Genomic DNA, 24,996 nt, shown 5'->3' with positions numbered 1-24,996 from the left:
CCCGTCACCGGTCGGCTCAGGAGAGCGGCACCCACCAGGTGATGCACGTGCCGGCGCCGGCCGCCGACTCGATCGTCAGCCGACCCCCGCGGGCCTCGGCCCGGCGCCGCATGTTGGACAACCCGCTCTCCGCGACGTCGGGCGCCATGCCGCGCCCGTCGTCGGCCACCCGCAGGCGCAGGCCGTCGTCCACGCTGAGCGCGACTGAGACCGACGACGCCGCGGCGTGGCGGGCCACGTTCGACAGCGTCTCGGTGAGGACGGCGAGCACGTCGGGCACGAGCTCGTCGCCGACCAGGGTGCGCACCGGTCCGTCGAAGGTGAGGTCGGGCCGGAACTTCAGGGCGCTGTGGGCCCGCTCGACGACCTCGACCACCGCGCTCTGCAGGTCCGCGGCGCCGGTGTCCATCGACCCGAGGGCGAAGATCGTGCGCCGGATGTCGCGGATCGTGGTGTCGAGCTCGTCGACGGTCGCGTCGAGCTTGGCCGGGACGTCGACGTCCGCCCCGGCGCCGACCTGGTGGGCGGTCGCCTGCAGCCCGAGCCCGGCGGCGAACAGCCGCTGGATGACCAGGTCGTGCAGGTCACGCGCGATCCGGTCGCGGTCCTCGAGCAGGGCGAGGCGCTGCTCGTCGCGCCGGGCGGCGCTGATCCGCAGGGCGAGTGCCGCCTGCTCGGCGAAGCGGGTGGGCAGGGCGGGGTCGACGAGAGCCCACCGGGCACCGGAGTTCCGCAGCCAGGCGAGCGCCACGACTCCGTCGACCCCGGCCGAGCTGCGCAGCGGCACGACGATCGCCGGGCCCAGCTCGGGCCAGCCGAGCCGGTCGGCGACGTCGACGGCACGCGGGTCGGCGGCCAGGTCCTCCACGGCGATCGGCAGCTCGCTGGCCACCACGCTGCGCGCCAACGACCGGCTCAGGTCGATCGAGGCCATCGCCTCCGGGTCGGCCGGCAGTCCCGAGACCACCTGGAGTCGGAGGTCGGCGGCGTCCTGGCCGGCGACCACCCAGGCCACGTCGGCGTCGGCGAGGACCCGCGCCCGGTCCGCGACCACCTGCAGGGCCGAGTCCTCGGCCTCGGGCTGCAGCAGCACCGAGGTGACCTCGGCGGCGGCGTCCAGCCACCGCTCCCGGCGGACCGCCTCGGCATGCAGACGGGCGTTCTCGATCGCGACGCCGGCGGCGCCGGCGAGACCGACGACGATCCGCTCGTCCTCCTCGGTGAAGTCCGACCCGTCGAGCTTCTCGCTGAGGTAGAGGTTGCCGAACACCTTCTGACCGGTGCGGACCGGCACGCCGAGGAACGACCGCATGGGTGGGTGCTCGGCAGGGAACCCGACCGAGGCGGGGTGGGCGGCGATGTCGTGCAGGCGGACCTTCTCCGGCCGGTCGATCAGCAGGCCCAGCAGTCCGTGCCCGCGAGGCAGGTCGCCGATGGCCGCCTTCTGCTCGGCGGTGAGTCCGTGCGTGACGAAGGTCTGCAGGCGGTGGTCGCCTCGCGCGCCCGCGTCGGCCAGGACGCCCAGGGCGACGTACCGGGCCCCGGCCAGGTCGGCTCCGATCTCCACGATCCGCTGCAGCAGCTCGTCGATGTTGAGGTCCGCGGCCAGCGTGACGACGGCGTCGAGCAGCAGCTTCCAGCGCTGCTGGTCGTCGAGGGGCTCGGGCGCGTCCGGAGCCCCGCGATCGGTGTCCATCCGCCCCTCCCGTCACGAAGACGTGCAGAGACGGTAGCAACAGGGCGGCGTGCGGCGGAACAGCCACCACCCGCCTCGTGCGGTCCTTGGGCCCGGGGCCGCCGGGACCTTGGCCACTGTCGCCGGGAGCCCCGGGCCCGCAGCCTCGGTAGACACCACCCGCGTCCCGACGACCAGACGCGCCGGGGTGGTGACGCCCCCGGCGACGAGGAGGAGGAAGCTCCCGTGACGACGCGCAGCGACATCAGCCCGACGTCCACCGACACGGCGCGCGACCTCGTCGCGTTCGCGTGCCAGGCCCCCAGCATCCACAACAGCCAGCCGTGGCGGTGGCGGGCCGGCCGGGGCCGCCTGGAGCTGCGCGCCGACCGGGACCGACAGCTGTCGGTGGCGGACCCCGAGGGCCGGCACCTGACCATCAGCTGCGGTGCCGCGCTCCACCACGCCGTCGTCCGTGCCCGCGCCCTCGGCCTGACCTGTGACGTGACGCTCGTGCCCGACGCCGGCGACCCCGACCTGCTCGCGACGGTCCGGCTCTTCCCGGGACGCCCGGACCCGCTGGCCCAGGACGAGGCCGACCTGCTCGGCCGGCGCCGCACCGACCGCCGGCGGTTCACGGCGTGGCCGCTGCCCGAGGACCGCCTGGCCGAGCTGGTCGACGCGGTCGACGAGGCCGGCACGACCATCACCCCGGTCCGGGAGCAGAGCCGCCGGGTCCGGGTGGGGCTCCTGGTCACCAAGGCCCTCTTCGTCGAGAGCACCGACCCCGACTACGCCGCCGAGCAGGCGCGGTGGGCCGAGCCCACCCCCGACGGGGGCGTCCCCGAGACCCACCGGCCGGTCCCGCACCGCCGGCTGACGGTGAGCTCCCGGTACGACGACACCGCGAGCGCCCCGGCGCGCGACGCCGTCGCGCCCACCGACGGCCTCCTCGTCGTCACCACCCCCGGCGACGGGCCGGTGGACTGGCTGCGCACCGGCATCGCCTTGTGCAAGCTCTGGACCGGCGCCATGGACGCCGGGATGTCCGTCGTGCCGCTCAGCCAGGTGGTCGAGGTGCCCGAGACACGGTCCGCGCTCTCCGAGGAGATCGGGGAGCACGGCCACCCGCAGCTGCTGCTCCGCCTCGGCTGGCAGGAGATCGCCCGCAACCCGCTGCCCCCGTCGGGCCGCCGGCCCGTCGAGGAGGTGCTGGTGCGCTGACCCCGGTCGGCGTGCGGCCGGAGGTCAGTGGTGCTCGAAGTGCTGGACCTCCGCGTCCGGCCCCGGGAACACCAGGGCCTCGTGACCGGTGTCGGACCAGCGGACGACGTACGGCGGCGAGCCGTCCTCGTGACGCACCTCGATGATCTCCCCGTCGCGGACCGGGCCGTCGACGTGGTTGCTCCGGACGACCAGGCGGTCACCCACTGCTGCGTGCATCGCTCCTGCTCCCTCCTGCCGGCTGCTCCCCGGCATCTCCCGGCGGCTCGAATGCCTCCGGGTGCGCGCAGTACTCCCGCACCGCGGCGGCGAACGCGGCGGCCCGCCGGCCGTCGACGCGGTCGCGGTCGAACGTCGCGGTCAGCGTCAGGACCGGCCGGATCACCACCCGGCCCTCGATCGCGACCGGTCGCTGCGAGACGGCGCCCACCACGACCAGCACGGTGACGCCGCCGGCCTCGGGCAGCGGCTCGTAGGCCCGGGTGAAGCCGTCCTCGGCAGAGGTCAGCACCACCGCAGGACCCACGGGCTGGGTGCCCGGTGCGCGGGCGGCCGCAGCCAGCTCCCGGGCGACCTCGGTCACCGGCTTGTCATCGACCCGCTCGACCGTCACCCCGCGGTCGGCGAAGAAGACGTCGGTGCCGGCGGTCCGCAGCTCGGGCACCGCCAGCAGGCCGCGCGCGACCGCCCGCCCCACGAGGTGCGTCACGGTGACGGGCGTCGCGGCGCGAGCACCGACGGCGGCCGCGTAGGTCGTCAGGTTCGCCGCGTCGACGTCGAGGTCGCCGTGCACCTGTCCGGACGTCATGCCCTCACGGTCGCGCGGCCGCCGGTCCGCCGCCCACGGTCCAAGGTCCCCGCCCGGTCGGGCCGGATGACCGTTCCGGGGGGCACCGGCGCGGAGAAGGGTCGGAGGCAACGCCGGTGCGCCGTGCTCCGGACGGCCCGGGCGGCAGCACCGGACCGCGGATCGGAGGCCATCATGTCGACGACGCTGCCGGCACCCACGCCGGCATCACTGCACACCAGGACCTGGCACCTGCACATCGACCTCTTCGAGCGGGGCACGACGACCCGGGCCGAAGCGGTGCTGGTCACCGACGTCGGCACCGAGCTGCGGCACGTCGGCGAGGCCCACTGCCGCCCGGGAGACCGCGACGTCCCCGAGATCGGCGACGAGCTGGCGACCTGCCGGGCGCTGTCCGGGCTGGCCCACGACCTGCTCGAGGCGACGCTCGCCGACATCTCGGCCAACGCCCCCGAGCCGGCCCGGGTCCGGTCCGGCTCCGAGCCCGGCCTGTACCTCGGGTGAGGCCGCGACGGAGTCCGAACGTCGGAGCAGCGCATGACCTTCGGCCCTGCGCCGGCACCGGTGGGCCGGGGAGGGTGGAGGCGTGTTCAACGTCCGCTTCCACGGCCGGGGAGGCCAAGGGGTCGTGACGGCCGCCGAGATGCTCTCGGTGGCCGCCTTCGACTGCGGGCTCCACGCCCAGGCCTTCCCGACGTTCGGCTCCGAGCGCACCGGAGCACCGGTCACGTCCTACTGCCGAGTCGACGACGCACCGATCCGCTTCCACGAGCCGATCGAGGTGCCCCAGGCGATCGTGGTGCAGGACCCCACGCTCTTCCACGGGGTCCCGGTGCTCGCCGGCGTGCAGCGGTCGACGTACCTGCTGGTCAACACCTCCCGCGCGCTGCAGCTCGGCGACGTCCCGGACGGTGACCGGGTCTCGCCCGACCGGCTCGTGACACTGGCCGCCACCGACCTCGCCCGGGAGGTCCTGGGCCGGCCGGTGCCGAACACCGCGCTGCTGGGCGCGTTGGCCGCGCTGACCGGGGTGGTCCCGCTGGAGGCCGTCCTGGTCGCGATCCGGGAGCGCTTCGAGGGCCGGGTCGCCGAGGCGAACGTCGAGCTCGCGGTGCGGGCGCATGCGTCGGTCGCGCACGACGCGACCGGGACCGGGGGGACGGTGGGCAGCCGTGCGTGAGCAGGTCGAGGGCTCACGCGCGGTCGCCCGCGCCGTGGCGATGTGCCGTCCGCAGGTGATCGCGGCCTACCCGATCTCCCCGCAGACCCACGTCGTGGAGGCACTCTCCGACCTGGTGCGCACCGGTGAGCTGGCGTCGTGCGAGTACCTCACCGTGGAGTCCGAGTTCGCGGCGATGTCGGCGTGCATCGGCGCGTCGGGGGTGGGTGCGCGCGCCTACACCGCGACCGCCAGCCAGGGCCTGCTCTTCATGGCCGAGGCGGTGTTCAACGCCTCCGGGCTCGGCTTCCCGATCGTGATGACCGTCGCCAACCGGGCGATCGGCGCGCCGATCAACATCTGGAACGACCACTCCGACGCCATGGCGATGCGCGACGCCGGCTGGATCCAGCTCTACGCCGCCGACGTGCAGGAGGCCACCGACCTGCACCTGCAGGCGTTCGTGGTCGCCGAGGAGGTCTCCTTGCCGGTCATGGTCTGCATGGACGGCTTCGTGCTCACCCACGCGGTGGAGGAGGTGGACCTGCCCGAACAGGAGGAGGTCGACGCCTTCGTGCCGCCGTTCGAGCCCGAGCAGGAGCTCGACCCGGCCGCTCCGGTCACGATCGGGGCGATGGTCGGTCCCGAGGCCTTCACCGAGGTGCGCTACCTGATGCAGCAGCGCATGGACGCCGCGCTCGGCACCGTCGCCCGGGTCGCCGACGACTTCCGCGACCGCTTCGGGCGGCGCAGCGGTGGGCTGGTCCGCGGCTACCGCACCGACGACGCCGACACCGTGCTCGTCACGATCGGCTCGGTCGCCGGCGCGGCCGCCGAGGTCGTCGACGAGCTGCGGGACGAGGGCGTCGCCGCCGGCGCCGTCACCGTGACCTGCTTCCGCCCGTGGCCGGCCGAGGCGCTTCGGGAGGCCGTCGGCGGGGCCCGCCGGGTGGTCGTGCTCGAGCGGGCGTTCAGCGTCGGCCGCGGCAGCATCGTCGGGCAGGACGTCCGCGACACCCTCCAGGACCTGCCGGTCACCGTCGTCGAGGCGGTGGGCGGGCTCGGCGGGCGGCCCGTGCGGCGCGCCGACGTACGCCGGCTCGTCGAGGGTGTGGCGGCCGATCTGCTCGCCCCCGGTCAGCTGCACTTCCTCGACCTCGACCACGCGCTGCTGGCCTCGGCCGGCGGGGAGTGAGGACCCGATGACGACCACCCGCGAGACCCGGCTCTACCAGGTCGGCACGTTCGCGGCCGGCAACCGGCTGCTGCCCCTCGAGGTCCGCACGGTCGCGGCCCACGGTGACCGCACCAACGCGATCACCAGCGGGCACCGCGCCTGCCGGGGCTGCGGCGAGGCGCTGGGGGCGCGGTTCGTCCTCGACGCCGCCGTGCGCGCCGCGGGCGGGGACCTGGTCACCGCGAACGCCACCGGCTGCCTGGAGGTCTTCTCGACGCCCTACCCGGAGTCGTCGTGGCAGGTGCCCTGGCTGCACTCGCTCTTCGGCAACGCGCCCGCGGTCGCCGCGGGCATGGCCGCCGGGCTGCGCGCCCGGGGCCGCGCCACCCGGGTCGTCGGCCAGGCGGGTGACGGCGGCACGGTCGACATCGGGTTCGGCTGCCTGTCGGGCATGTTCGAGCGCAACGACGACGTGCTCTTCGTCTGCTACGACAACCAGGGCTACATGAACACCGGGGTGCAGCGTTCGGGTGCCACTCCCCCGGCAGCCCGCACCGCCACCACGTCCACCGCCGGCGGCGTGCCCGGCAACCCGTTCGGGCAGGGCAAGTCCGCGCCGCTCATCGCGATGGCCCACGAGATCCCCTACGTCGCCACCGCGACCGTCGCGGACCTGCACGACCTCGAGGACAAGGTCACCAAGGCCATGTCGGTGCACGGCGCGCGCTACCTGCACGTCCTGGTGCCCTGCCCGCTCGGGTGGGCGGCCGAGCCGCACGACACGGTGCGGCTGGCGCGCCTGGCCACCGAGTCGGGGCTGTTCCCGCTCTTCGAGGCCGAGCACGGCGAGGTCACCTCGGTGACGCCGATCCGGCACCGGGTGCCGGTCGATGAGTACCTGCGGCTCCAGGGCCGCTACGCGCACCTGTTCGGGTCGCACCCGCGTCCGGACCTCGTCGCCGCGCTCCAGGCCGGCGCCGACCGCAACATCGCCCGGTTCGGGCTGCTCGAGGAGGGCTGAGATGGACCACCCCTTCGCGATCACGCTGGACGTGGGGTCCAGCCGCGCGAACCACACCGGGGCCTGGCGCACCGAGCGACCGGTGTACGTCGACCTCGAGCCACCGTGCGCCGTCGGCTGCCCGGCCGGCGAGGACGTCCGCGGCTGGCTGCGCGAGGCGGAGGACGGCGACGGCGGCCCCGACGGCGGCCCGGACGGCGGCCCGGACGGCACCGGCTACGAGCGGGCCTGGCGGCGGATCATGGAGGTCAACCCGCTCCCGGCGGTGATGGGCCGGATCTGCTACCACCCGTGCGAGACCGCCTGCAACCGCGCGACGCTCGACGAGTCGGTCGGCATCAACGCGGTCGAGCGGTTCCTCGGCGACCAGGCGATCCGGGCCGGCTGGACGCCGGAGGTCACCGCGGAGCCGACCGGCCGGCACGTGCTGGTCGTGGGGTCGGGACCGGCCGGCCTGTCGGCGGCCTACCACCTCGTGCGACTCGGTCACCGCGTCACCATCGTGGAGGCGGCCGCGCGGCCCGGCGGGATGATGCGCTACGGCATCCCGGCCTACCGGCTGCCGCGCGACGTGCTCGACGCCGAGATCGACCGGATCCTGGCCCTCGGCGTCGAGCTGCGGCTGGACGCACCCGTGACCGACCTGGCGGCCGTGCTCGAGGAGGGGTACGACGCGGTCTTCCTCGCCGTCGGCGCCCAGCTCGGCAAGCGCGCCTACCTGCCCGCCGGGTCCGCGGCGAAGGTGCTCGACGCCGTCCGGCTGCTGCACGGGGTCGAGGAGGGCGAGCGCCCGCTGCTCGGGCGCCGGGTCGCGGTGTACGGCGGCGGCAACACCGCCATGGACGCGGCCCGCACCGCCCGACGGCTGGGCGCGGACGAGGCCGTGGTGGTCTACCGGCGCACCCGCGAGCGGATGCCCGCCCACCCCAGCGAGGTCTCCGAGGCGGAGGCCGAGGGGGTGCAGCTGCGCTGGCTGTCGACGATCACCGAGGTCGACGGCGAGGGGCTGACCATCGAGCGGATGGAGCTCGACGAGACCGGGTTCCCGCAGCCCACCGGCGAGCTGGAGCGGCTCGAGGCGGACTCGCTGGTGCTCGCCCTCGGTCAGGACTCCGACCTCGGCTTCCTCGCCGGCGTGCCGGGCCTCGAGCTCGTCGACGGCGTGCTCGCCGTCGACGACACGCTGATGACCGGCCGGCCCGGGCTGTTCGCCGGCGGCGACATGGTGCCGGCCGTCCGGTCGGCCACCGTGGGCATCGGCCACGGTCGCCGGGCCGCGGCGTCGATCGACGCGTGGCTGCGCCGCGAGGACGCCGAGCCCGCGGCTGCGTCGGGGGCCGGGACCGCCGAGCCGGCGGCGTACGAGCGGCTGAACACCTGGTACTACACCGACGCCCCCCGCGCCCACCGCACCCAGCTCGAGGCCGCCCGGCGGTCCTCGACCTTCGACGAGGTCGTGCACGGGCTCGACGGCGAGACCGCGCTCTACGAGGCGCGGCGCTGCCTGTCCTGCGGCACCTGCTTCTCCTGCGACAACTGCTTCGGCATGTGCCCGGACAACGCGGTGATCAAGACCGACGACGCCGGCACGCCGTACGTCATCGACCTGGACTACTGCAAGGGCTGCGGCGTCTGCGCCTCCGAGTGCCCCGCCGGCGCGATCAGCATGGTGCCCGAGGAGATCTGACATCCGGCAGTCGTGATGCCCATCGTGCGCTCACGCGCACGGTGGGCATCCACCTCGGCGACGGCGGGCACGTCGTCGGCCAGCCGCCCCAGGCGCACCAGCAGGTCCTCCAGCCCCTCGACGTCGCCCGCCGGCGCCCCGCGGAAGCCCTGGAGCAGCGGCCAGACGCGCAGCGACCGGACCGCGCGCGCGGCGTCGCGGGGGGAGACCGGCGGCAGCAGGTAGGCGCGGTCGTCCCACAGCTCGGTGGCGACACCCCCCGCGCCGACCATGACCAGCGGTCCGAAGCGCGGGTCGCGCACCACGCCCAGGGCGATCTCGGTGCCCGAGAGCACCGGCTGCACCAGCACCTCGGCGGGCTCACCGACCTCGGCCTCGAAGGCCTGCACCGCCCGCACCACCTCGGCGCGGGTCATCAGCCCGACGCGCACCAGCCCGTGCTCGGTGCGGTGCACGACCGCGTCGCCGGCCGCCTTGACCACGACCGGGTAGCCGAGTTCCTTGGCCGCCGCCACCGCGGCGTCCCGACCGACGGCGAACCGCCCCTCCGGCCCCAGGCCGTACTCGGCGAGCAGGGCCCGTGACGCCAGCGCGTCCAGCCACCCCTCGCCGGACCCGGCGGCGACCAGGTCGTGCGCGGCGGCGCGCGCCCGGAACGCACGGTCGGGGTCGCCGGGTGCCTCCTCGCGCGGCGGCTGACGGCGCCACTCGTCGTACCAGGCGGCGCGCTCGAGGGCGCGGACCGCCGCGTCGGCGGTGCGGTACGCCGTCACGCCGTCGAGCGCCGACGGGGCGATGTCCAGGCCGCCGAGCGGGACCAGGAGCACCGGCTTGTCGGGGTAGCGGCGCCGGACCTCGGGCAGCGCCTGGGCCGCGCCCGACACGTTGCCCAGGCCGGTCGCCACCAGGACCACGAGCAGCACGTCGACCTCGTCGGACCCCAGCAGCAGGTCGGCGAGCATGGCAAGCGTGCGCGGCCCGGCCGCCGGCCCGGCGTCGACCGGGTTGCCGGTCGCGACGGTGCCTGGCACCTCGGAGGCGAGCCGGCCGCGCAGGTCCGCGGAGAGCTCGGGCACCGAGAGGCCTGCGCCCTCGGCGGTGTCCGCGGCGAGCACGCCCATCCCCCCGGCGTTGGTGAGCACGGCCACCCGGCGACCCGGCGGGCGGGGCTGCTTGCCGAGCAGCAGCGCGCAGTCGGCCAGCTCCTCGGCGGACCCGCAGGCGATCACGCCCGCCTGGGCGAACAGCGCGCGCACGCCGACCAGCGGCGAGGCCTCCGCCGCGGTGTGGGAGCTCCCGCCCCGGCGGCCGCCCGCGGAGCGTCCTCCGACCACCGCGAGCAACGGCTTGCGCTCGCTGAACTCGCGCGCGACCCGGGCGAACTTCGGGGCGTTGCCGAAGGACTCCAGGTAGAGGGCGGCGGCGGTGACGTGCGGGTCGTCGCGCCACGCGGCGAGCAGGTCGTTGCCCGAGACGTCGACCTTGTTGCCGAGCGAGACCAGCATCCCGACCCCGAGGCCGAGCTGGCGCGCGAGGTCGGCGAGCACGATGCCGACGCCGCCGGACTGGGAGGCGAGCGTCAGGCCACCCGCGGGCGGGACGCACCCGCTGAACGTCGCGTCGAGCCGGACGGCCGGATGGGTGTTGAGGATGCCCAGGCAGTTCGGCCCCACCACCCGCATGCTGCTCGCCCGGGCGATCTCCAGGACCTCCTGCTGGAGCGCGGCCCCCTCCGGTCCGGCCTCGGCGAAGCCGGCGGAGATCACGACCGCACCCCGGCACTGGGCCGCCGCGGCGTCGCGCAGGACGTCGACGACCTGCGGGGCGGGGACGGCGACGACGACCAGGTCGGCCGGGACCGGCAGCTCGGCGAGGGAGCGCACCGCGGGGACGCCGCGCATCGACCCGGCGGAGGGGTGCACGACGTGCACGGTGCCGGTGTAGCCGCCGGAGACGATGGAGCGCAGGACGGCGGCCCCGACCCCGCTCCCGCTGCGCCGGGCGCCCACGACCGCGACCGAGCGCGGGCGCAGCAGCGGGGCCAGCGACCGCGCCTCCGTGAGCGCCTCGCGCTCGTCGGCGGCCCGCAGGGCGTCGTACGACGCCGTGGTGTCCATCTCGACCAGCACGCAGCCGGCCTCGGTGCGGTGGGTGACGTCGAAGCCGGCGTGCCGCAGGATGTCGAGCATCACGGCGTTCTCGCTCAGCACCTCGGCGGTGAAGCGCCGCACGCCGTGCTCGCGGCCGGCCGCGGCCAGGTGCTCGAGCAGCAGGCTGCCGATCCCCAGGCCGTGGCACTCGTCGGCGACGAGGAACGCGATCTCCGCGGTCCCCGCACCCACGGGCTCGGCGGTGCCGAGCGCGACGACCTCGCCCCGGCGCTCGGCGACGAGGGCGAGCGTGTCCGGGCTGTCGAGCACGTGGGCGACGTACTGGCGCCCCGCGACCCGGCTGGAGGAGAAGAACCTCAGCCGCACGTTCTCCGGCCCGATGCTGTCGTGCAGGTCGGTGAGGGCGGGGCCGTCCTCCGCCGAGATCGGCCGGATCGAGGCCACGGTCCCGTCGGTGAGCAGGACGTCGGCACGCTCCCGGGTCACGTCCCCATGGTCCGTCGATCGCCGGAGGGTTCCCAGGGGCCTTGGTCCCGTCGTGCCCCGAGCCGGTCGGCGCGGGCCCGCGGCCCGCGGTCCCGGCTCAGACCCCGACGTACGGCCCGCGCGCGTCGTACTCGGCCGGGTAGACCGGCCCGGAGTGCTCGACGACGGTGTCACCGGTGGGGACGTAGAGCTCCTCCTCACCGGAGTCGGACCAGCGGACCCAGTACGGCGGGTGACCGTCGGGGTGGTCGTTCTCGATCACCTCCGCGTCCCGCGTGACCTCTGCGGCGCCGTCCCGCACGTAGATCCGGTCACCCCTGAACGCATACATGGTCGGTCCCCTCCATCAGGTTCCATCAGCTCGTGCAGGTTCGCTGCACACCGGGGCGTGGTCCGCCCCGGACGTCGTAGGTCGGGTCACCGCTCCTGCGGCTCCCGCCAGCCCGACCGGGCGAGCCAGTCGGCGAACTTCGCCGGGTCCCGCCGCTCGAGCTCGTCGAGCAGCGACGAGCGCTCCTCCACCAGCCGCAGCGCGGTCGCCGGCGGGACGGAGCGGTCCGAGAGCTCCTCGGTGGTCTGCCGCCAGCGGCGGACCAGGTCGCGGTCGGAGAGCTCGACCGGGTGGTCGGTGGCGACGACCGGGTGCGCCTTGCGCCACTGGTCCAGGCCCAGCTGGAGCAGCGGCGGGCAGCTGACGCCGATCACGAGCAGGACCGGGAGCGACCAGGCTCCGACGACCGGGGGCAGCCCGACGATGAGCAGGCCGGCGACGCCGAACCAGACGGCGCACTCGGCCATGACCCGCGGCCGGTGGCCCGGCTCCTCGATCCAGCTGAAGCCGAAGAGGGCACCCAGGCAGGCGAACGCGACCGACGTCCCCACGGTGGCCAGCCAGCCCACGTCGCCGACGCCGACGAGCCCTGCCCCCACGGCCAGGACGAGCACCAGCGCGCGCCACCCGGTCCGGTATGCCCTCATGCCTCCACGCTCCTCCGCCCGGCGTGGGCGCGGCAGGGACCATCGGGCCCGCCCCGGGGGACTTCGGCCCTACGTTGGGTGGGCCGCCCGCGCCACCGTGGAGTCATGACGGTCGGTCCTGGACCCGACCTGCTGCTGCGCCGCCTGCCCGATGTGCTGGACGGGCTCCGCACCGGCCCCGAGGGGCTCACGACGCAGGAGGCGTCCGTTCGCCTCGCCGACGCCGGTCCCAACGAGCTCGTCGCCCGGCGCGGCCCGTCGTTCCTCTCCCAGCTGGTCCACCAGCTGGTGCACCCGCTCGCGCTGCTGCTGTGGCTGGCCGCGGCACTGTCCCTGGCGACCGGAGCCGTCACGCTCGGGGTCGCGATCGTGCTGGTGATCGCGCTGAACGCCGCGTTCGCGCTCGTCCAGGAGCGGCACGCCGAGCACGCGGTCGCGGCCCTCAGCAGCTACCTGCCCCTGCAGGGCCTGGTGGTCCGCGACGGTCAGCGGGTCCGGGTGGAGGCTCGCACGATCGTGCCCGGCGACGTCCTCGTGGTCGAGGAGGGGGACGCGGTCTGCGCCGACGCCAAGGTGCTCTCCGGCGCGGTGGAGGTCGACCTGTCGGCGGTCACCGGTGAGTCGGTGCCCGTCGTCCGCAGCGCCGACGCCGACCACCCGGCCGCGACGAGGGTCGTTGATGCCTGGGACGTGCTCCTGTCCGGGACGACCTGCACGTCCGGGGAGGCGGTCGCGGTCGTCGTCGCGACCGGGATGCGGACCGAGCTGGGCCGGATCGCGGGCCTGAGCGGACGCACCGAGCAGGAGCCGAGCCCGCTGGAGCTCCAGGTACGCCGGGTCGCGTGGCTGATCGCCGCGGTCGCCGTCGGCGTGGGCCTCGCGTTCCTGCCGCTCGGCATGCTCGCCGGCCTCAGCATCGCCGAGGCGGCCATCTTCGCCATCGGCCTGCTCGTCGCCAACGTGCCGGAGGGCCTGCTGCCCACCATCACGCTCGCCCTCGCGGTCGGGGTGGCGGACCTGGCCCGGTGCGGTGGCCTGGTCAAGCGCCTCAGCGCGGTGGAGACGCTCGGCTCCACCGACGTCATCTGCACCGACAAGACCGGGACGCTCACGCAGAACCGGATGCAGCTGCACAGCACCTGGGACGCCACCGGGCGCCACTCCCCCGACCCGCCCGTGCGCGCCGCCCTCGCCCGGGTGCTCACCTCGTGCACCACCGCCGACCTGTCCACCGGCATCGGCGACCCCACCGAGCTCGCGCTGCTGGAGGCCGCCGCACGGCTCCACGAGGCGGCCGGCAGCGCCGCCCGGGCGCCGGTGGAGCGGCGCGACGCGACGTACCACTTCGACCCGCGGCTGCGGCTGATGTCGGTGATCGTGCCCGACACCGCCGACAGCGACCTGGTGCTGACCAAGGGGGCACCCGAGGCCGTGCTCGCCCGGTCGACCGCCGTGCTGCTGCCCGACGGCGGCCGTACGCCGCTGACGCCGCACGCCCGCGCGGCGCTCACGGCGCGCCTGGGCGACCTGGCCGGGCGGGGGCTGCGGCTGATCGCCTGCGGCCACCGCGAGGTCCCGCCCCCGGGCGGCGGTCCGCCGGACCGCGCCGAGGTGGAGCGCGACCTGGTCCTGCTCGGCTTCGTCGCGCTCTCCGACCCGCTGCGCGACGCCGTCCCGGACGCCGTGGCGCAGGCGCACGGCGCCGGGATCACGGTGCACGTCATCACCGGCGACAGCGGCCCCACCGCGGCGGCGATCGCGGGGTCGGCCGGCATCGGCGGCCCCGGGCGGCCGGTCGTGGTCGCCGGCACCGAGCTCGAGGCGATGGACGACGAGCGGCTGGGCGACCTGCTCGACGACGACAGCGAGATCGTCTTCGCGCGCAGCTCGCCCGAGGACAAGCTGCGGATCGCCGAGCGTCTGCAGGCGGCCGGACACGTGGTCGCCATGACCGGGGACGGGGTGAACGACGCCCCCGCACTGCGGCGCGCCGACATCGGGGTCGCGATGGGCCGCGGCGGCACCGACGTCGCCCGCGAGGCGGCGACCATGGTGCTCACCGACGACAACTTCGCCACGATCATCGTGGCGATCCAGGCGGGACGGCGGGTCTACGACAACGTCCGCAAGTTCATCCTCTACATCTTCGCCCACGCGGTGCCGGAGATCGTCCCGTTCCTGCTGTTCGCGCTCTCCGGCGGCGCGGTGCCGCTCGGCCTGACCGTCGTGCAGATCCTGATGATCGACCTCGGCACCGAGACGCTGCCCGCCCTGGCGCTGGGCCGGGAGGCCGCCGAGCCGGGGCTGATGGACCGCCCACCGCGTCCGCGCAGCGAGGGCATCATCACCGGGCGGATGCTGCTGCGCGCCTGGGCGGTGCTCGGCCTGACCTCCGCCGCGCTGGTCGTCGCGGGGTTCTGCTGGGTGCTGTGGTCGTCGGGGTGGCGCCCCGGTGACCCGACCGGCGTCGGCAGCCCCTACCACCACGCCTACCTCCGGGCGACGACGATGACCTTCGCCGGGATCGTCGCCTGCCAGATCGGCACGGCGCTCGCGGCCCGCACCGACCACGTCTCGCTCTTCTCGGTCGGGGTGCTCAGCAACCGGCTGCTGCTGGCCGGCATCGCCTTCGAGCTGGTCCTCACCGCACTCGTCGTCTATGTCCCGTTCGCCCAGATGGTGCTCGGCACGCGGGCGCTGCGGCTGGCCGAGCTCCTCGTCCTCGCCTGCTTCCCGGTCGTCGTGTGGGGCGTCGACGAGCTGTTCCGGCTGGTCGGCCGCCGTCGGGCCGCGCGCGCCTGACCCGCCTGCCCCACCCTCAGTCCAGCCCTCAGTCCAGCCCTCAGTCCAGCCGGACGACCTCGCCGAGCTGCGGGACCACGGCCGGCCAGCCGAGTTCGGCGTCGATGCGGGCAGCGAGCTCGGCGGAGCCGTGCGCCTCGCCGTGCACGACGTAGACCGTGCGGGGAGGTTCGGGGGCGGTGGCCAGCCAGGCCAGCAGCTCGTCGGCGTCGGCGTGCACGGAGAAGTCGGAGTCGTCGACCACCTCGGCGCGGACCGGGACGTAGCGACCGTGGATCTTCACCTGCCGGGCGCCGTCGAGGAGCTGCCGGCCCCGGGTGCCGATCGCCTGGTAGCCGGTCAGCACGACGCAGTTGCGCGGGTCCGGCAGCTGCTCGGCCAGGTGGTGCACGACCCGCCCGCCGCTGGCCATCCCGGACGCGGAGACCACGATGCAGGGGCTGCCCGGGCGGTTGAGCCGGATCGAGCCCTCCGCGTCGGTCACCGTCCGCACGTGCAGCTCGTCGAGGGCGTCGAGGAGCTCGTGCGCCTCCGGCCGCAGCTGGGGCGAGCCCTCGGCGATGCAGCGTCGGTAGACCTCGAGCGTCGCCAGCGCCATCGGGCTGTCGACGTAGACCGGCACCCGCGGGACCTGTCCCGTCGCGACCAGCCGGCGCAGCTCGACCAGGACCAGCTCGGTCCGGTCGACCGCGAACGCCGGCACCAGGACCGAGCCGCCGCGGCCCAGCGTCCGGCGCAGGGCGGCGGCGAGCACCTCCGGGCGTCTCCGGGCATGCGTGCGGTCGCCGTACGTCGACTCCACGACCACCGTGCCCGCGGCCGGCACCGGCGCCGGCGGGCGCAGCAGCGGGTGGTGCGGGCGGCCCAGGTCGCCGCTCAGCACGACCCGCTGGTCGTCGACCTCCAGCAGGACCGTCGACGAGCCGAGGATGTGGCCGGCCGGCCGCAGGGTCACCGTCGCGCCGGCGACGAGCGCGGTCGGCTCGTCGTACCCGACGGGGTCGAGGAGCCGCAGCGTGGCCTCGACGTCCTCGTCGTCGTAGAGCGGCAGCGCCGGGCGGTGCTTGGAGAAGCCGTGCTCGTTGGCGAGCCGGGCGTCCTCCTCCTGCAGGTGGGCGCTGTCGCGCAGCACGATCGCGACCAGCTCGGCGGTCTCCGGCGTGCACACGATGCGCCCCGCGAACCCGTCGCGGACCAGTCGTGGCAGGTAGCCGCAGTGGTCGAGGTGGGCGTGGCTGACCACCACGGCCGCGAGGTCGGCGGCTCCGCCGTCGTCGGCGTCCCAGTTGCGGCGCCGCAGCTCGGCCGGGCCCTGGTAGAGCCCCGCGTCGACGAGGAAGCCACCGCCGTCTCCGCGGAACCGGAACCGGCTGCCGGTGACGGTGCCCGCGGCACCCAGGAAGGTCAGGGTCGGGCTGGTCATGCTTCGAGGCTGCGCCTGCCGGACCGGCCCCGTCAGGGTCGTAGGTCCCGGCGATCTGGCGCCGGTCGCCCCTGCTGCGCCGGGCCGGCCCCGATCCATCCTGGCGTCATGAGCACCGCGGGACCTGGCCTCATCCCGGATCCGTTCCTGGCGCGCCACCGAGTGGCGGGGGCGCTGCTGGCGCTGCTCGCGCTGGTCGTCCTCGGCGCGGTCACCGGCGCGCTCATCGGCTCGCTCCTGGCCCAGGCGGTCGATCTGGTGCTCGGCGTGGTGGGCGGCTCGGGGTGAGCGTGCGCCCGCGGATGGCCGCCTGGGTGGTGGACCGGCCCGGGCCCGTGGCGACGACCCCGCTGGTCGCGGTGCAGCGAGACGTGCCCGAGCCCGCGGCGGGCGAGCTTCTCGTCACGGTCGAGGCGTGCGGCGTCTGCCGCACCGACCTGCACCTGGCCGAGGGCGACCTCGAGCCGCACCACCGGCGCACCGTGCCCGGCCACCAGGTCGTGGGACGGGTGGCGCGCACCGGCCCGGGCACCGCACGCTTCGCCCGCGGCGACCGGGTCGGGATCGCGTGGCTCCGCGGCACCTGCGGGGAGTGCCGGTGGTGCCGCTCCGGACGCGAGAACCTCTGTCCCGGGTCGACCTACACCGGCTGGGACGCCGACGGCGGCTTCGCGGAGCACGCCGTCGTCCCCGCCGCCTACGCCTACGCCCTCCCCGACGACGTCCCGGCCATCGCCCTGGCACCGTTGCTGTGCGCCGGGATCATCGGCTACCGCGCGCTCCTGCGCGCCCAGCTGCCGCCGGGTGGGCGCCTCGGCCTCTACGGGTTCGGCTCCAGCGCGCACCTGACCGCCCAGCTCGCGCTCGCCCAGGGCGCCGAGCTGTACGTCGCCAGCCGGGGCGAGGCCGACCGCGAGCTCGCCCACGAGCTCGGTGCCGTGTGGGTCGGCGGGGCCGCCGACCCGCCGCCCCGCCCGCTCGACGCGGCGATCGTCTTCGCCCCCGCCGGCGAGCTGGTCCCCGTCGCGCTGCGGGCGCTGGATCGCGGCGGGACGCTGGCGCTCGCCGGCATCCACATGTCCGACGTGCCGGCGATGTCCTACGCCGACCACCTCTTCCTCGAGCGCGACCTGCGCACCGTCACCTCCAACACCCGGCGCGACGGCGAGGAGCTGCTCCGGCTGGCCGTGCGGCTCGGCGTCCGGGCGCACACCACGGTGTATCCCCTCGACGGCGCCGGGCGGGCGCTGGCGGACCTGGCCGCGGGCCGGGTCCAGGGGTCGGCCGTGCTGGAGGTCGCCGACCTGTCCTCCCGCGACGGCTAGTGCGGCGCCCGCTTGAGCGCCACGATCGCGGCCTGGGTGCGGCTCTCCACGCCGAGCTTGCCGAGCATCGTGGAGACGTAGTTCTTCACCGTCTTCTCGGCCAGGCCGAGCCGAGCCGCGATCTGGCGGTTGGTGAGGCCCTCCCCGACCAGCTCGAGGATCTGCTCCTCCTTCTCGGTCAGGTGCCCGTTCGGCTCGTCCGAGCCGCCGTGCCGCAGCCGGTCCAGCACCGACGCGGTGAGGGCCGGGTCCATAATCGACTGCCCCGCCGCCACCCGGCGCACGGCGTCGACCAGGTCGCCGCCCTTGACCTGCTTGAGCAGGTAGCCGGCCGCGCCGGCCTTGATGGCGGCGAACAGCGGCTCCTCCTGGTCGTAGGAGGTCAGGATCAGCGCCTGGATCCCGGGGTCCGCCTCGCGGACCCGGCGGCAGACGTCGATGCCCGAGCCGTCCGGGAGCCGGCCGTCGAGCAGCGCGACGTCGGGTCGCAGCCGCACGATCTCCTCGACCGCCCCCGTCGCGGCCCCGGACTCACCCACCACGCGGATGTCCTCGGCGCCCTCCAGGACCTCGCGGATCCCGCGGCGCACCAGCTCGTGGTCGTCGAGCAGGTAGACCGTGATCTGCCGCTCCGACGAGCCTGCGTTGTCCCTGCCGGACTCCGACATGTCGTCAATCTAGGACGATGGTCGTCCGAGCGGTCCGGGCAATCGCCCCGCAGGCCCGGGACCTTCGTCACGACGCTGGCGGCCTTCGCCCGTGGCACCAGGCGCCGTCCGGACGCAGGGTGGAGACATGACCGTCGTCGTGGGGACCGACGGGTCCGACCAGGCGCACGCCGCGCTGCTCTGGGCCGCCGAGCACGCCAGCAGGACCGGCGCCCGGCTGCGGCTGGTGCACGCCGTGGTGCTGCCCGTCATGGGCGGGCTGGCGTGGCGCACGGAGGCCGTGGCCCAGGCCGAGCGGCTGGTCCGCGCGATCGACGAGGACGCCCACCGTGAGTTGGGGCGGGCGGCCGGGCTGGTCCGCCACCGCCACCCCGGGCTGGAGGTCGACACCGACTGCGTCCACGGGGACCCGCGCGAGGCCGTGCTGGCCGGGACCGCTGCCGGCGACCTCGTGGTCGTCGGCTCCCGGGGCCAGGGCCCGGTGCGCAGCCTGCTGCTCGGCTCGGTGAGCGCCGCGGTGGTCCGGCACGCGGAGTGCCCCACCGTGGTGCACCGCACCCCGGCCACGGACGCCCATGGCGTCGCCGCGTCCGACGACCCCGTGGCCCTGGCGTTCGCGGAGGAGTACGCCGCGGCGCACGGCCTCGAGGTCACCCCGGTCGCCGCGCACGACGTCGACGCGCTGGTCGAGGCGGCGCAGGGCAGGCAGCTGCTGGTCGTCGTACGCCGGCACCCGGCCACGACCGTCGTCCGGGGCTTCGAGCGGGCGGTCGCGGTCGCCGAGCACGCCGGCTGCCCGGTCGCGGTGGTGCCGGCGACCTGACAGCGGGAGGGTGAGGCGTCCCACGTCGCGCCCGGGCATGACCGAGCCTCCCGGGGGGAAGAGGATCGGCATGGAAGACACCCCGATCCTGGCCTCCGTGGAGCGCGACCTCGAGCTGTCCTACGACGAGCTGACGACGTCCCTGGGCGCCGGGCCCGTCCCCGACCAGCAGGCACGCGTCGATCAGTCGAGCGCGCCCAGCGCCCCGTAGACCACGAACGCAGGCCACACGAGGCCCTCCAGTACGGCCAGCAGGTACCACCAGAACGAGTCGGCCTGCTGCCAGAACCAGACCCACGCCCCGAGGATCCCCAGGCCGTAGATCGCGCCGCTGCCGGCGGCCGCGCCGCCGCCACCCTCAGCCACTTCCCTCACCCACCGTTCCCACCGTCCCGGTCGTCGCTGGACTGCTCGCGCAGGCCGATCGCCTGGTCGACGATCGCCGCGAAGTGCATCGGGTTGCGCCGCTCGATCTCGTCCAGCAGCAGCACCCGCTCGTCGACGAGCTCGATCGCGAGCTCCGGCGGAGTCCCCGGGTGACGCAGGCGCGCCGCCGTGACGTGCCAGCGCCGCTCCAGCTCGCGGTCGGTCAGCAGCGCGAGGTCGACCAGCACCGGCTCCAACGGCGCGTCGGCCGCGATCGGCCGCAGATCCCCGGCGGCGTCCTCCCCGGCTCGCGGGTGCAGAGCCGACACGGCCCGAGCGACCAGCGGCGGTGCGGTCAGCACCAGGCCCAGGATCGCGAGCAGGGACCAGGGACCCAGCAGCGACGGCAGGCCGACCACGAGCAGGCCGCCGGCCACCCCCCACGCGCCACAGCGCACCACGGTACGGCGCACGGGCTCGTCGGACTCCTCGGCCCAGACGATCCCGACCATCCCGGCCAGCACCGTCGCGCAGGCGCCGGTGACCACCAGACCGACCCAGCCCGCGGTGAGCGCCGCGCTGACGCCCGACGCCACGGCGAGGGCGCCGATCGCCGTCACCCAGCAGACTCCGTAGATCCTCATCACGCTCTCGGCCATCGCGTCGACGCACGCGTCAGGCGAGCAGGCCGCCCGCCTCCTCGAGCACCAGGTCGGGGATCACCCCGGTCTCCCGCGGCGGCACGACCAGCACCGGGCAGGCCGACGCGCGCAGGACCGCGCGCGCGACCGAGCCGAGATGCGCCGCGGCCGGACCATGCACCCGGCGGACGACCACGACCAGGTCGGCCTCGGCCGAGGCCTCGACCAGCGCCTGCGAGGGGTGCTCGTGCACCACCCTGACGCGGACGGCGACGTCGGGGTAGGCGCGCCGCCAGGGACGCACCAGCTCCTCGACGTGGTCGGCCGCCCCCTGCTCCCAGTCGCCGACCGCGGGGTCGGTCCCGGCCAGGTCGTCGTACCCGCCGGGCAGGCGCCAGGCGTGCAGGCCCAGCAGCTCGGCACCCTGCTCGTCGGCGACCGCGAACGCGTCGGCCAGCACCGCGTCGGCGTACGCCGGTGACTTGAGCCCGACCACGACGACGCCGTGCGCGGGCCGGTCGGCCGAGGCGGGCCGCCACTCGGCCGGGACCTCGACCACGGGCACCTCGGCCCGCGAGGCGACGGACGCGGCCGTGTCACCACGCAGCATCCGCTCGAGCACCGGGCGGTCGTCGCGGCCGACGACCAGCACGCCGGCGTCCTCGGCGCACTGCAGCAGGGCGGTGGCGCGGGAGCCGTGCCACAACCGGGCGTCGACGTCGAGCCCGGGGGCCGCGGCGCGGGCGGCCTGCTCGGCGTCGCGCAGCACGGTGGCGCCGGTCTCGCTCAGGTCGAGCGGGGTCACCGGCACCAGGGGCGAGATCACCCCACGGTCCGGGACCACGTGCGCCAGGCGCAACGAGGTGCCGCGGCGGGCGGCGAGGTCGACCGCGAAGAGCAGCGCCCCGAGGTTCGCCTCGCTGCCGTCCACGCCCACGACCACGGGTCGCTGCAGGTCGGACACGGCTGCCACCTCCCTCCGGTGCTCCCCTCCACTGTCCTGCGGTCCCACGCCGCGCGGCAGGGACCAACGGCTCGACGACACGGGCCCATTTCCCGTGGGCCCGAGACAGCGCCCGGTGGACGCTGACGACGAGAGAGAGGTCGAGATGCGCGCCCTACTGGTCTACGAGTCGATGTTCGGGTCCACCGCAGCGGTGTCCGAGGCGGTCGCCGCCGGGCTGCGGGACGCCGGGCTCGAGGTCGAGGTCCAGGAGGTGCGGTCGGCACCGGCCGCCCGCGACGTGGCGTTCGACCTGCTGGTCGTCGGCGGCCCCACGCACGCCTTCTCGCTGAGCCGGCCGTCGACCCGCGCCGAGGCCGTGCGGCAGGGCGCCGGCGCCGAGCTCGCCGCGACCGGCCTGCGCGAGTGGCTGGAGGCCCTCGGACCGCGGGAGGACGCGGCGCGCCGACCGGCCGCCGCGTTCGACACCCGCGTCACCAAGGTGCGCAACCTGCCCAAGGCGGCGTCCACCCGCGCGGCCCACCTGCTGCGCCGGCACGGCTACCGGCTGGTGTCGCGACCCACGCCGTTCCTCGTCGACGACACCCAGGGACCCCTGGTCGAGGGCGAGCTCGAGCGCGCCCGCGCCTGGGGAGGCGAGATCGCCCGGGCAGCCGCTGCACCGCCCACACCGTCGAGCGTCGCGAGCTGAGGAGGCAGTCATGCGTCACGTCGTGATCCTGGGGGCCGGCACCGCCGGCACCATGGTGGCCAACCGGCTGCGCCGGGTCCTGGACCACCAGGAGTGGCACGTCATCGTCGTGGACCGCGACGACGACCACCTCTACCAGCCCGGCCTCCTCGAGGTGGTGTTCGGCCACCGCGAGCCCGGACAGCTGGTCCGGTCCCGGGCCGCGCAGCTCGCCGACGGGATCGAGGTCGTCACCGGCGAGGTCGACGTCGTCGACACCGGGACCAAGCACGTGCTCCTCGCCGACGGACGCCGGCTGCGCTACGACCAGCTGGTCGTCGCCTCCGGCACCAGTCCGCGTCCCGAGGAGACCCCGGGGATGGCGGGCGCGCTCTGGCGCCGGTCGGTGCACGAGTTCTACACCCTGGAGGGGGCCCGCGCGCTCTGCGCGGCGCTGGCCGACTTCGACGGGGGCCGCCTGGTCGTCCACGTCACGGAGATGCCGATCAAGTGCCCCGTCGCCCCCCTGGAGTTCGCCCTCCTCGCCGAGGCACGGATGCGGGAGCGTGGCCTGCGCGACGCCGTCGAGATCACCTACGTGACGCCGCTGTCGGGTGCCTTCACCCGCCCGGTCGCGTCCGCACGCCTCGGGCACCTGCTCGAGGAGCGCCACATCGCCGTGGAGCCCGACTTCGTCGTGGAGCGGGTGGACGAGGACACCTCGGCCCTGGTGTCGTACGACGAGCGCTCGGTGCCCTTCGACCTGCTGGTGACGGTGCCGCTCAACATGGGCGCCGACTTCGTGGGCCGCTCCGGGCTCGGCGACGACCTCAACTACGTGCCGGTCGACCCCCAGACCTTCCTCGCCAAGGGCCACGACGACATCTGGGCGATCGGCGACGCGTCCGACATCCCCGCCTCGAAGGCGGGCTCGGTCGCCCACTTCTCCGTCGACGTCTTCGTCCCCAACTTCCTCGACCACGTCGCCGGCCGGCCGATGCAGCACCAGTTCGACGGGCACGCCAACTGCTTCGTCGAGAGCGGGGACGGCAAGGCCCTGCTCATCGACTTCAACTACGAGGTCGAGCCGCTGCCGGGCCGCTACCCGGTGCCGGGCGTCGGCCCGATGACCCTGCTCGACGAGAGCCGGATCAACCACCGCGGCAAGCAGGCCTTCCCCTGGGTCTACTGGAACGTCCTGCTGCCCGGCCGTCCCATCCCCCTGCCGTCTGCGATGTCGATGGCGGGCAAGCACGAACCGGAGGCGACACCATGACCACGACCCCTTCCCCCTCGACCCTGACCACCACCATCGGTGGGCACACGGTCCACGTCGACCCCGAGGGCTTCCTCACCGACCCCGAGGAGTGGGACCTGGAGCTGGCCGAGGCGCTCGCCGAGCAGATCGGGATCACCCTGACCGCCGACCACCGCACGGTCCTCGCCTTCGCCCGGGCCGACTACACCGAGCGGGGCGAGAGCCCGACGCTGCGCCGGGTCAGCACCGGCGCCGACGTACCGGTCAAGACGCTCTTCGAGCTCTTCCCCGGCAAGCCCGCCAAGAAGATCGCCTACGTCGCCGGGCTGCCCAAGCCCCGCGGGTGCGTGTGACGCACGTGTGAAGGAGGAGCCATGACCACCACCGAGACCCACGAGCCGGTCACCGCACCGATCGTCCCGTCGTTCGACGACGAGGCGTCCAGCGGGCGCAAGCTCGCCATCATCTGCTCCAAGGGCAGCCTCGACATGGCCTACCCGGGCCTGATCCTCGCCAACGCCGCGCTCGGCGAGGGCGTGGAGGTCGACATGTTCTTCACGTTCTGGGGCTTCGACATGATCAACCCCAAGTACATGGGCGACCTGAAGTTCACGATGCTCGGGAACCCCGCGACGCACATGCCGCAGGGCCTCGGCGGCGTGCCCGGCATGACCTCGATGGCCACGCACCAGCTCAAGCGGGCGATCGCCGACCTCGACGTGCCCGAGGTGCCCGAGTTCCTCGAGCAGATCAAGGCGTCGGGCGGACGCCTCTGGGCGTGCCGGATGTCGGCGGACATGCAGCACCTCAGCGAGGAGGACCTGTGGGACGGCATCGAGGCCATCATCAGCGCCTCGGACTTCATCGAGAAGACCGCCGGCGCCCAGCTGCTCTTCATCTGAGCCGGCATCCGGTCCGACATCCGGTCCGACCCGGCGCTGGAACCTCAAGGAATCCGCAAGAAGTGGCATCATGCCGTCCATGAGCACGGGCACCGAACCGGGCGCGGAGCGCCGGGCGCTCGTCGTCGAGGACGACGAGGACATCCGGGCCCTCATCGAGTTCACCCTGCAGACGCAGGGATTCGCGGTGACGGCCGTCGACTCCGGCCTTGCGGGGGTCGACGCGGTGCGTGCTACGAAGCCGGACCTGGTCACCCTCGACCTGGGACTGCCGGGGATCGACGGCATCGAGGCGTGCCGCCGGATCCGGGAGATCAGCGACGCGTACGTCGTCATGATCACCGCCCGCGACGACGAGATCGACCGCCTGCTCGGTCTGGAGACCGGCGCCGACGACTTCATCTCCAAGCCGTTCAGCGCCCGCGAGCTCAAGGCTCGGGTGAACGCGATGTTCCGCCGTCCCCGCACCAGCGAGGGCTCGCCGGTGACGCACGTCCCGATCCCGGCCGACGAGCACGAGGTGCTCGAGCACGGACCGCTGCGTGTGGACGTCGACGGGCGCCGGGCGTTCCGCGACGACGTGGAGCTGGAGCTGACCCGCACCGAGTTCGACCTGCTGACCGAGCTGATGCGCACGCCTGCGCGGGTCTGGACCCGGGAGGCGCTGCTGCGGTCGGTGTGGGGCACCGAGTGGGCCTCGGACACCCACCTGGTCGAGGTGCACGTCGGCAACCTGCGCCGCAAGCTCGGCGAGACCCGCGACGGGCCGCGCTACATCCGCACCGTGCGCGGTGTCGGCTACCGCATGGAGCTCGCGGACTAGCCGAC

The 24,996-nt window shown here is 74.9% G+C and carries 27 protein-coding genes; 16 read left to right on the top strand and 11 right to left on the bottom strand.

The window, feature by feature from the left end:
- Nucleotides 1-16: 16 nt before the first annotated feature.
- Nucleotides 17-1,696, bottom strand: a complete 1,680-nt coding sequence (locus ACILRH_RS16675) for a GAF domain-containing protein (RefSeq protein WP_395695155.1) — start codon at nt 1,694-1,696, stop codon at nt 17-19.
- Nucleotides 1,697-1,921: 225 nt separating this feature from the next.
- On the opposite strand from ACILRH_RS16675, the gene ACILRH_RS16670 reads away from it, so the two are divergent.
- Nucleotides 1,922-2,899, top strand: coding sequence for an Acg family FMN-binding oxidoreductase (locus tag ACILRH_RS16670; protein ID WP_395695153.1), 978 nt, complete (start codon nt 1,922-1,924; stop codon nt 2,897-2,899).
- Nucleotides 2,900-2,923: 24 nt separating this feature from the next.
- Here ACILRH_RS16670 and ACILRH_RS16665 read toward each other — a convergent pair whose 3' ends face one another.
- Nucleotides 2,924-3,118: a DUF1918 domain-containing protein gene (locus ACILRH_RS16665; protein ID WP_395695151.1), complete on the bottom strand. Its 195-nt coding sequence runs from the start codon at nt 3,116-3,118 to the stop codon at nt 2,924-2,926.
- The gene (locus ACILRH_RS16660) at nt 3,099-3,707 is read right to left on the bottom strand and encodes a 2-oxo acid dehydrogenase subunit E2 (protein ID WP_395695149.1); all 609 of its coding nucleotides are present in this window, start codon (nt 3,705-3,707) and stop codon (nt 3,099-3,101) included. The genes ACILRH_RS16665 and ACILRH_RS16660 overlap by 20 nt, the downstream gene beginning before the upstream one ends.
- A gap of 174 nt (nt 3,708-3,881) precedes the next feature.
- Between ACILRH_RS16660 and ACILRH_RS16655 the strand changes: the two genes are divergently transcribed.
- From ACILRH_RS16655 to ACILRH_RS16635, 5 genes are all read left to right on the top strand, one after another.
- Complete coding sequence (locus ACILRH_RS16655) at nt 3,882-4,211, top strand: DUF1876 domain-containing protein (protein WP_395695147.1); 330 nt, start codon at nt 3,882-3,884, stop codon at nt 4,209-4,211.
- Nucleotides 4,212-4,293: 82 nt separating this feature from the next.
- A complete protein-coding gene (locus ACILRH_RS16650; protein WP_395695145.1) occupies nt 4,294-4,887 on the top strand; it encodes a 2-oxoacid:acceptor oxidoreductase family protein in 594 nt (197 codons plus the stop codon).
- Complete coding sequence (locus tag ACILRH_RS16645) at nt 4,880-6,061, top strand: transketolase C-terminal domain-containing protein (RefSeq protein ID WP_395695143.1); 1,182 nt, start codon at nt 4,880-4,882, stop codon at nt 6,059-6,061. Before ACILRH_RS16650 ends, ACILRH_RS16645 begins: the two co-directional genes overlap by 8 nt.
- Nucleotides 6,062-6,068: 7 nt before the next feature.
- Entirely contained in the window at nt 6,069-7,064 is a 996-nt protein-coding gene (locus ACILRH_RS16640) for a thiamine pyrophosphate-dependent enzyme (RefSeq protein WP_395695141.1), read from the top strand.
- Nucleotide 7,065: 1 nt separating this feature from the next.
- Nucleotides 7,066-8,751, top strand: coding sequence for an NAD(P)-binding protein (locus ACILRH_RS16635; protein ID WP_395695139.1), 1,686 nt, complete (start codon nt 7,066-7,068; stop codon nt 8,749-8,751).
- Here ACILRH_RS16635 and ACILRH_RS16630 read toward each other — a convergent pair.
- The 3 genes from ACILRH_RS16630 to ACILRH_RS16620 all read right to left on the bottom strand — a co-directional run bounded on the left by ACILRH_RS16630 (nt 8,676) and on the right by ACILRH_RS16620 (nt 12,326).
- Nucleotides 8,676-11,348, bottom strand: a complete 2,673-nt coding sequence (locus ACILRH_RS16630) for a GNAT family N-acetyltransferase (RefSeq protein ID WP_395695137.1) — start codon at nt 11,346-11,348, stop codon at nt 8,676-8,678. The two genes, ACILRH_RS16635 and ACILRH_RS16630, sit on opposite strands and share 76 nt — an antisense overlap.
- 97 nt (nt 11,349-11,445) lie before the next feature.
- Complete coding sequence (locus tag ACILRH_RS16625) at nt 11,446-11,679, bottom strand: DUF1918 domain-containing protein (RefSeq protein WP_395695136.1); 234 nt, start codon at nt 11,677-11,679, stop codon at nt 11,446-11,448.
- Between the two features lie 86 nt (nt 11,680-11,765).
- Entirely contained in the window at nt 11,766-12,326 is a 561-nt protein-coding gene (locus tag ACILRH_RS16620) for a hypothetical protein (RefSeq protein ID WP_395695134.1), read from the bottom strand.
- Between the two features lie 105 nt (nt 12,327-12,431).
- Here ACILRH_RS16620 and ACILRH_RS16615 point away from each other — a divergent pair, with 105 nt between their 5' ends.
- On the top strand, nt 12,432-15,128 hold the full coding sequence (locus ACILRH_RS16615) for a cation-translocating P-type ATPase (protein ID WP_395695132.1): 2,697 nt from the start codon (nt 12,432-12,434) through the stop codon (nt 15,126-15,128).
- Nucleotides 15,129-15,168: 40 nt separating this feature from the next.
- On the opposite strand, the gene ACILRH_RS16610 is transcribed toward ACILRH_RS16615, so the two are convergent.
- On the bottom strand, nt 15,169-16,551 hold the full coding sequence (locus tag ACILRH_RS16610; protein WP_395695130.1) for an MBL fold metallo-hydrolase RNA specificity domain-containing protein: 1,383 nt from the start codon (nt 16,549-16,551) through the stop codon (nt 15,169-15,171).
- Nucleotides 16,552-16,659: 108 nt separating this feature from the next.
- Here ACILRH_RS16610 and ACILRH_RS16605 point away from each other — a divergent pair, with 108 nt between their 5' ends.
- A complete protein-coding gene (locus ACILRH_RS16605) occupies nt 16,660-16,839 on the top strand; it encodes a hypothetical protein (protein WP_395695128.1) in 180 nt (59 codons plus the stop codon).
- Nucleotides 16,836-17,876: a zinc-dependent alcohol dehydrogenase family protein gene (locus tag ACILRH_RS16600; RefSeq protein ID WP_395695126.1), complete on the top strand. Its 1,041-nt coding sequence runs from the start codon at nt 16,836-16,838 to the stop codon at nt 17,874-17,876. The genes ACILRH_RS16605 and ACILRH_RS16600 overlap by 4 nt, the downstream gene beginning before the upstream one ends.
- On the opposite strand, the gene ACILRH_RS16595 is transcribed toward ACILRH_RS16600, so the two are convergent.
- Nucleotides 17,873-18,544 (bottom strand): response regulator, encoded by a 672-nt coding sequence (locus ACILRH_RS16595; protein ID WP_395695124.1) that lies wholly within the window; start codon nt 18,542-18,544, stop codon nt 17,873-17,875. The two genes, ACILRH_RS16600 and ACILRH_RS16595, sit on opposite strands and share 4 nt — an antisense overlap.
- Before the next feature lie 127 nt (nt 18,545-18,671).
- Between ACILRH_RS16595 and ACILRH_RS16590 the strand changes: the two genes are divergently transcribed.
- Together ACILRH_RS16590 and ACILRH_RS16585 are read left to right on the top strand one after the other, a co-directional pair.
- Nucleotides 18,672-19,367, top strand: a complete 696-nt coding sequence (locus tag ACILRH_RS16590) for a universal stress protein (RefSeq protein ID WP_395695123.1) — start codon at nt 18,672-18,674, stop codon at nt 19,365-19,367.
- A 70-nt stretch (nt 19,368-19,437) separates the two neighbouring features.
- The gene (locus ACILRH_RS16585) at nt 19,438-19,578 is read left to right on the top strand and encodes a hypothetical protein (protein WP_395695121.1); all 141 of its coding nucleotides are present in this window, start codon (nt 19,438-19,440) and stop codon (nt 19,576-19,578) included.
- Here ACILRH_RS16585 and ACILRH_RS16580 read toward each other — a convergent pair.
- Genes ACILRH_RS16580 through ACILRH_RS16570 form a run of 3 tightly spaced genes read right to left on the bottom strand, consistent with a single transcriptional unit; the run spans nt 19,551 to nt 21,338 of the window.
- Nucleotides 19,551-19,742, bottom strand: coding sequence for a hypothetical protein (locus tag ACILRH_RS16580; RefSeq protein WP_395695119.1), 192 nt, complete (start codon nt 19,740-19,742; stop codon nt 19,551-19,553). The two genes, ACILRH_RS16585 and ACILRH_RS16580, sit on opposite strands and share 28 nt — an antisense overlap.
- Nucleotides 19,739-20,377: a hypothetical protein gene (locus ACILRH_RS16575; RefSeq protein ID WP_395695117.1), complete on the bottom strand. Its 639-nt coding sequence runs from the start codon at nt 20,375-20,377 to the stop codon at nt 19,739-19,741. The genes ACILRH_RS16580 and ACILRH_RS16575 overlap by 4 nt, the downstream gene beginning before the upstream one ends.
- A 31-nt stretch (nt 20,378-20,408) precedes the next feature.
- Nucleotides 20,409-21,338: a universal stress protein gene (locus ACILRH_RS16570; RefSeq protein ID WP_395695115.1), complete on the bottom strand. Its 930-nt coding sequence runs from the start codon at nt 21,336-21,338 to the stop codon at nt 20,409-20,411.
- A 115-nt stretch (nt 21,339-21,453) separates the two neighbouring features.
- On the opposite strand from ACILRH_RS16570, the gene ACILRH_RS16565 reads away from it, so the two are divergent.
- The 5 genes from ACILRH_RS16565 to ACILRH_RS16545 all read left to right on the top strand — a co-directional run bounded on the left by ACILRH_RS16565 (nt 21,454) and on the right by ACILRH_RS16545 (nt 24,991).
- Nucleotides 21,454-22,029: a flavodoxin family protein gene (locus ACILRH_RS16565; protein ID WP_395695113.1), complete on the top strand. Its 576-nt coding sequence runs from the start codon at nt 21,454-21,456 to the stop codon at nt 22,027-22,029.
- Between the two features lie 10 nt (nt 22,030-22,039).
- Nucleotides 22,040-23,284, top strand: coding sequence for an NAD(P)/FAD-dependent oxidoreductase (locus ACILRH_RS16560; RefSeq protein WP_395695111.1), 1,245 nt, complete (start codon nt 22,040-22,042; stop codon nt 23,282-23,284).
- Entirely contained in the window at nt 23,281-23,619 is a 339-nt protein-coding gene (locus ACILRH_RS16555; protein ID WP_395695109.1) for a TusE/DsrC/DsvC family sulfur relay protein, read from the top strand. The genes ACILRH_RS16560 and ACILRH_RS16555 overlap by 4 nt, the downstream gene beginning before the upstream one ends.
- A 21-nt stretch (nt 23,620-23,640) precedes the next feature.
- Complete coding sequence (locus tag ACILRH_RS16550; RefSeq protein ID WP_395695107.1) at nt 23,641-24,168, top strand: DsrE/DsrF/DrsH-like family protein; 528 nt, start codon at nt 23,641-23,643, stop codon at nt 24,166-24,168.
- A 79-nt stretch (nt 24,169-24,247) separates the two neighbouring features.
- On the top strand, nt 24,248-24,991 hold the full coding sequence (locus ACILRH_RS16545) for a response regulator (protein WP_395695105.1): 744 nt from the start codon (nt 24,248-24,250) through the stop codon (nt 24,989-24,991).
- The last annotated feature ends 5 nt before the right edge of the window (nt 24,992-24,996 follow it).

The sequence above is a fragment of the Nocardioides sp. genome (assembly GCF_044226765.1).
Taxonomy (GTDB): Bacteria; Actinomycetota; Actinomycetes; order Propionibacteriales; family Nocardioidaceae; genus Nocardioides.
Note: the sequence above shows the minus strand (reverse complement) of the source record. Positions and strands in the feature narration are given on the sequence as shown.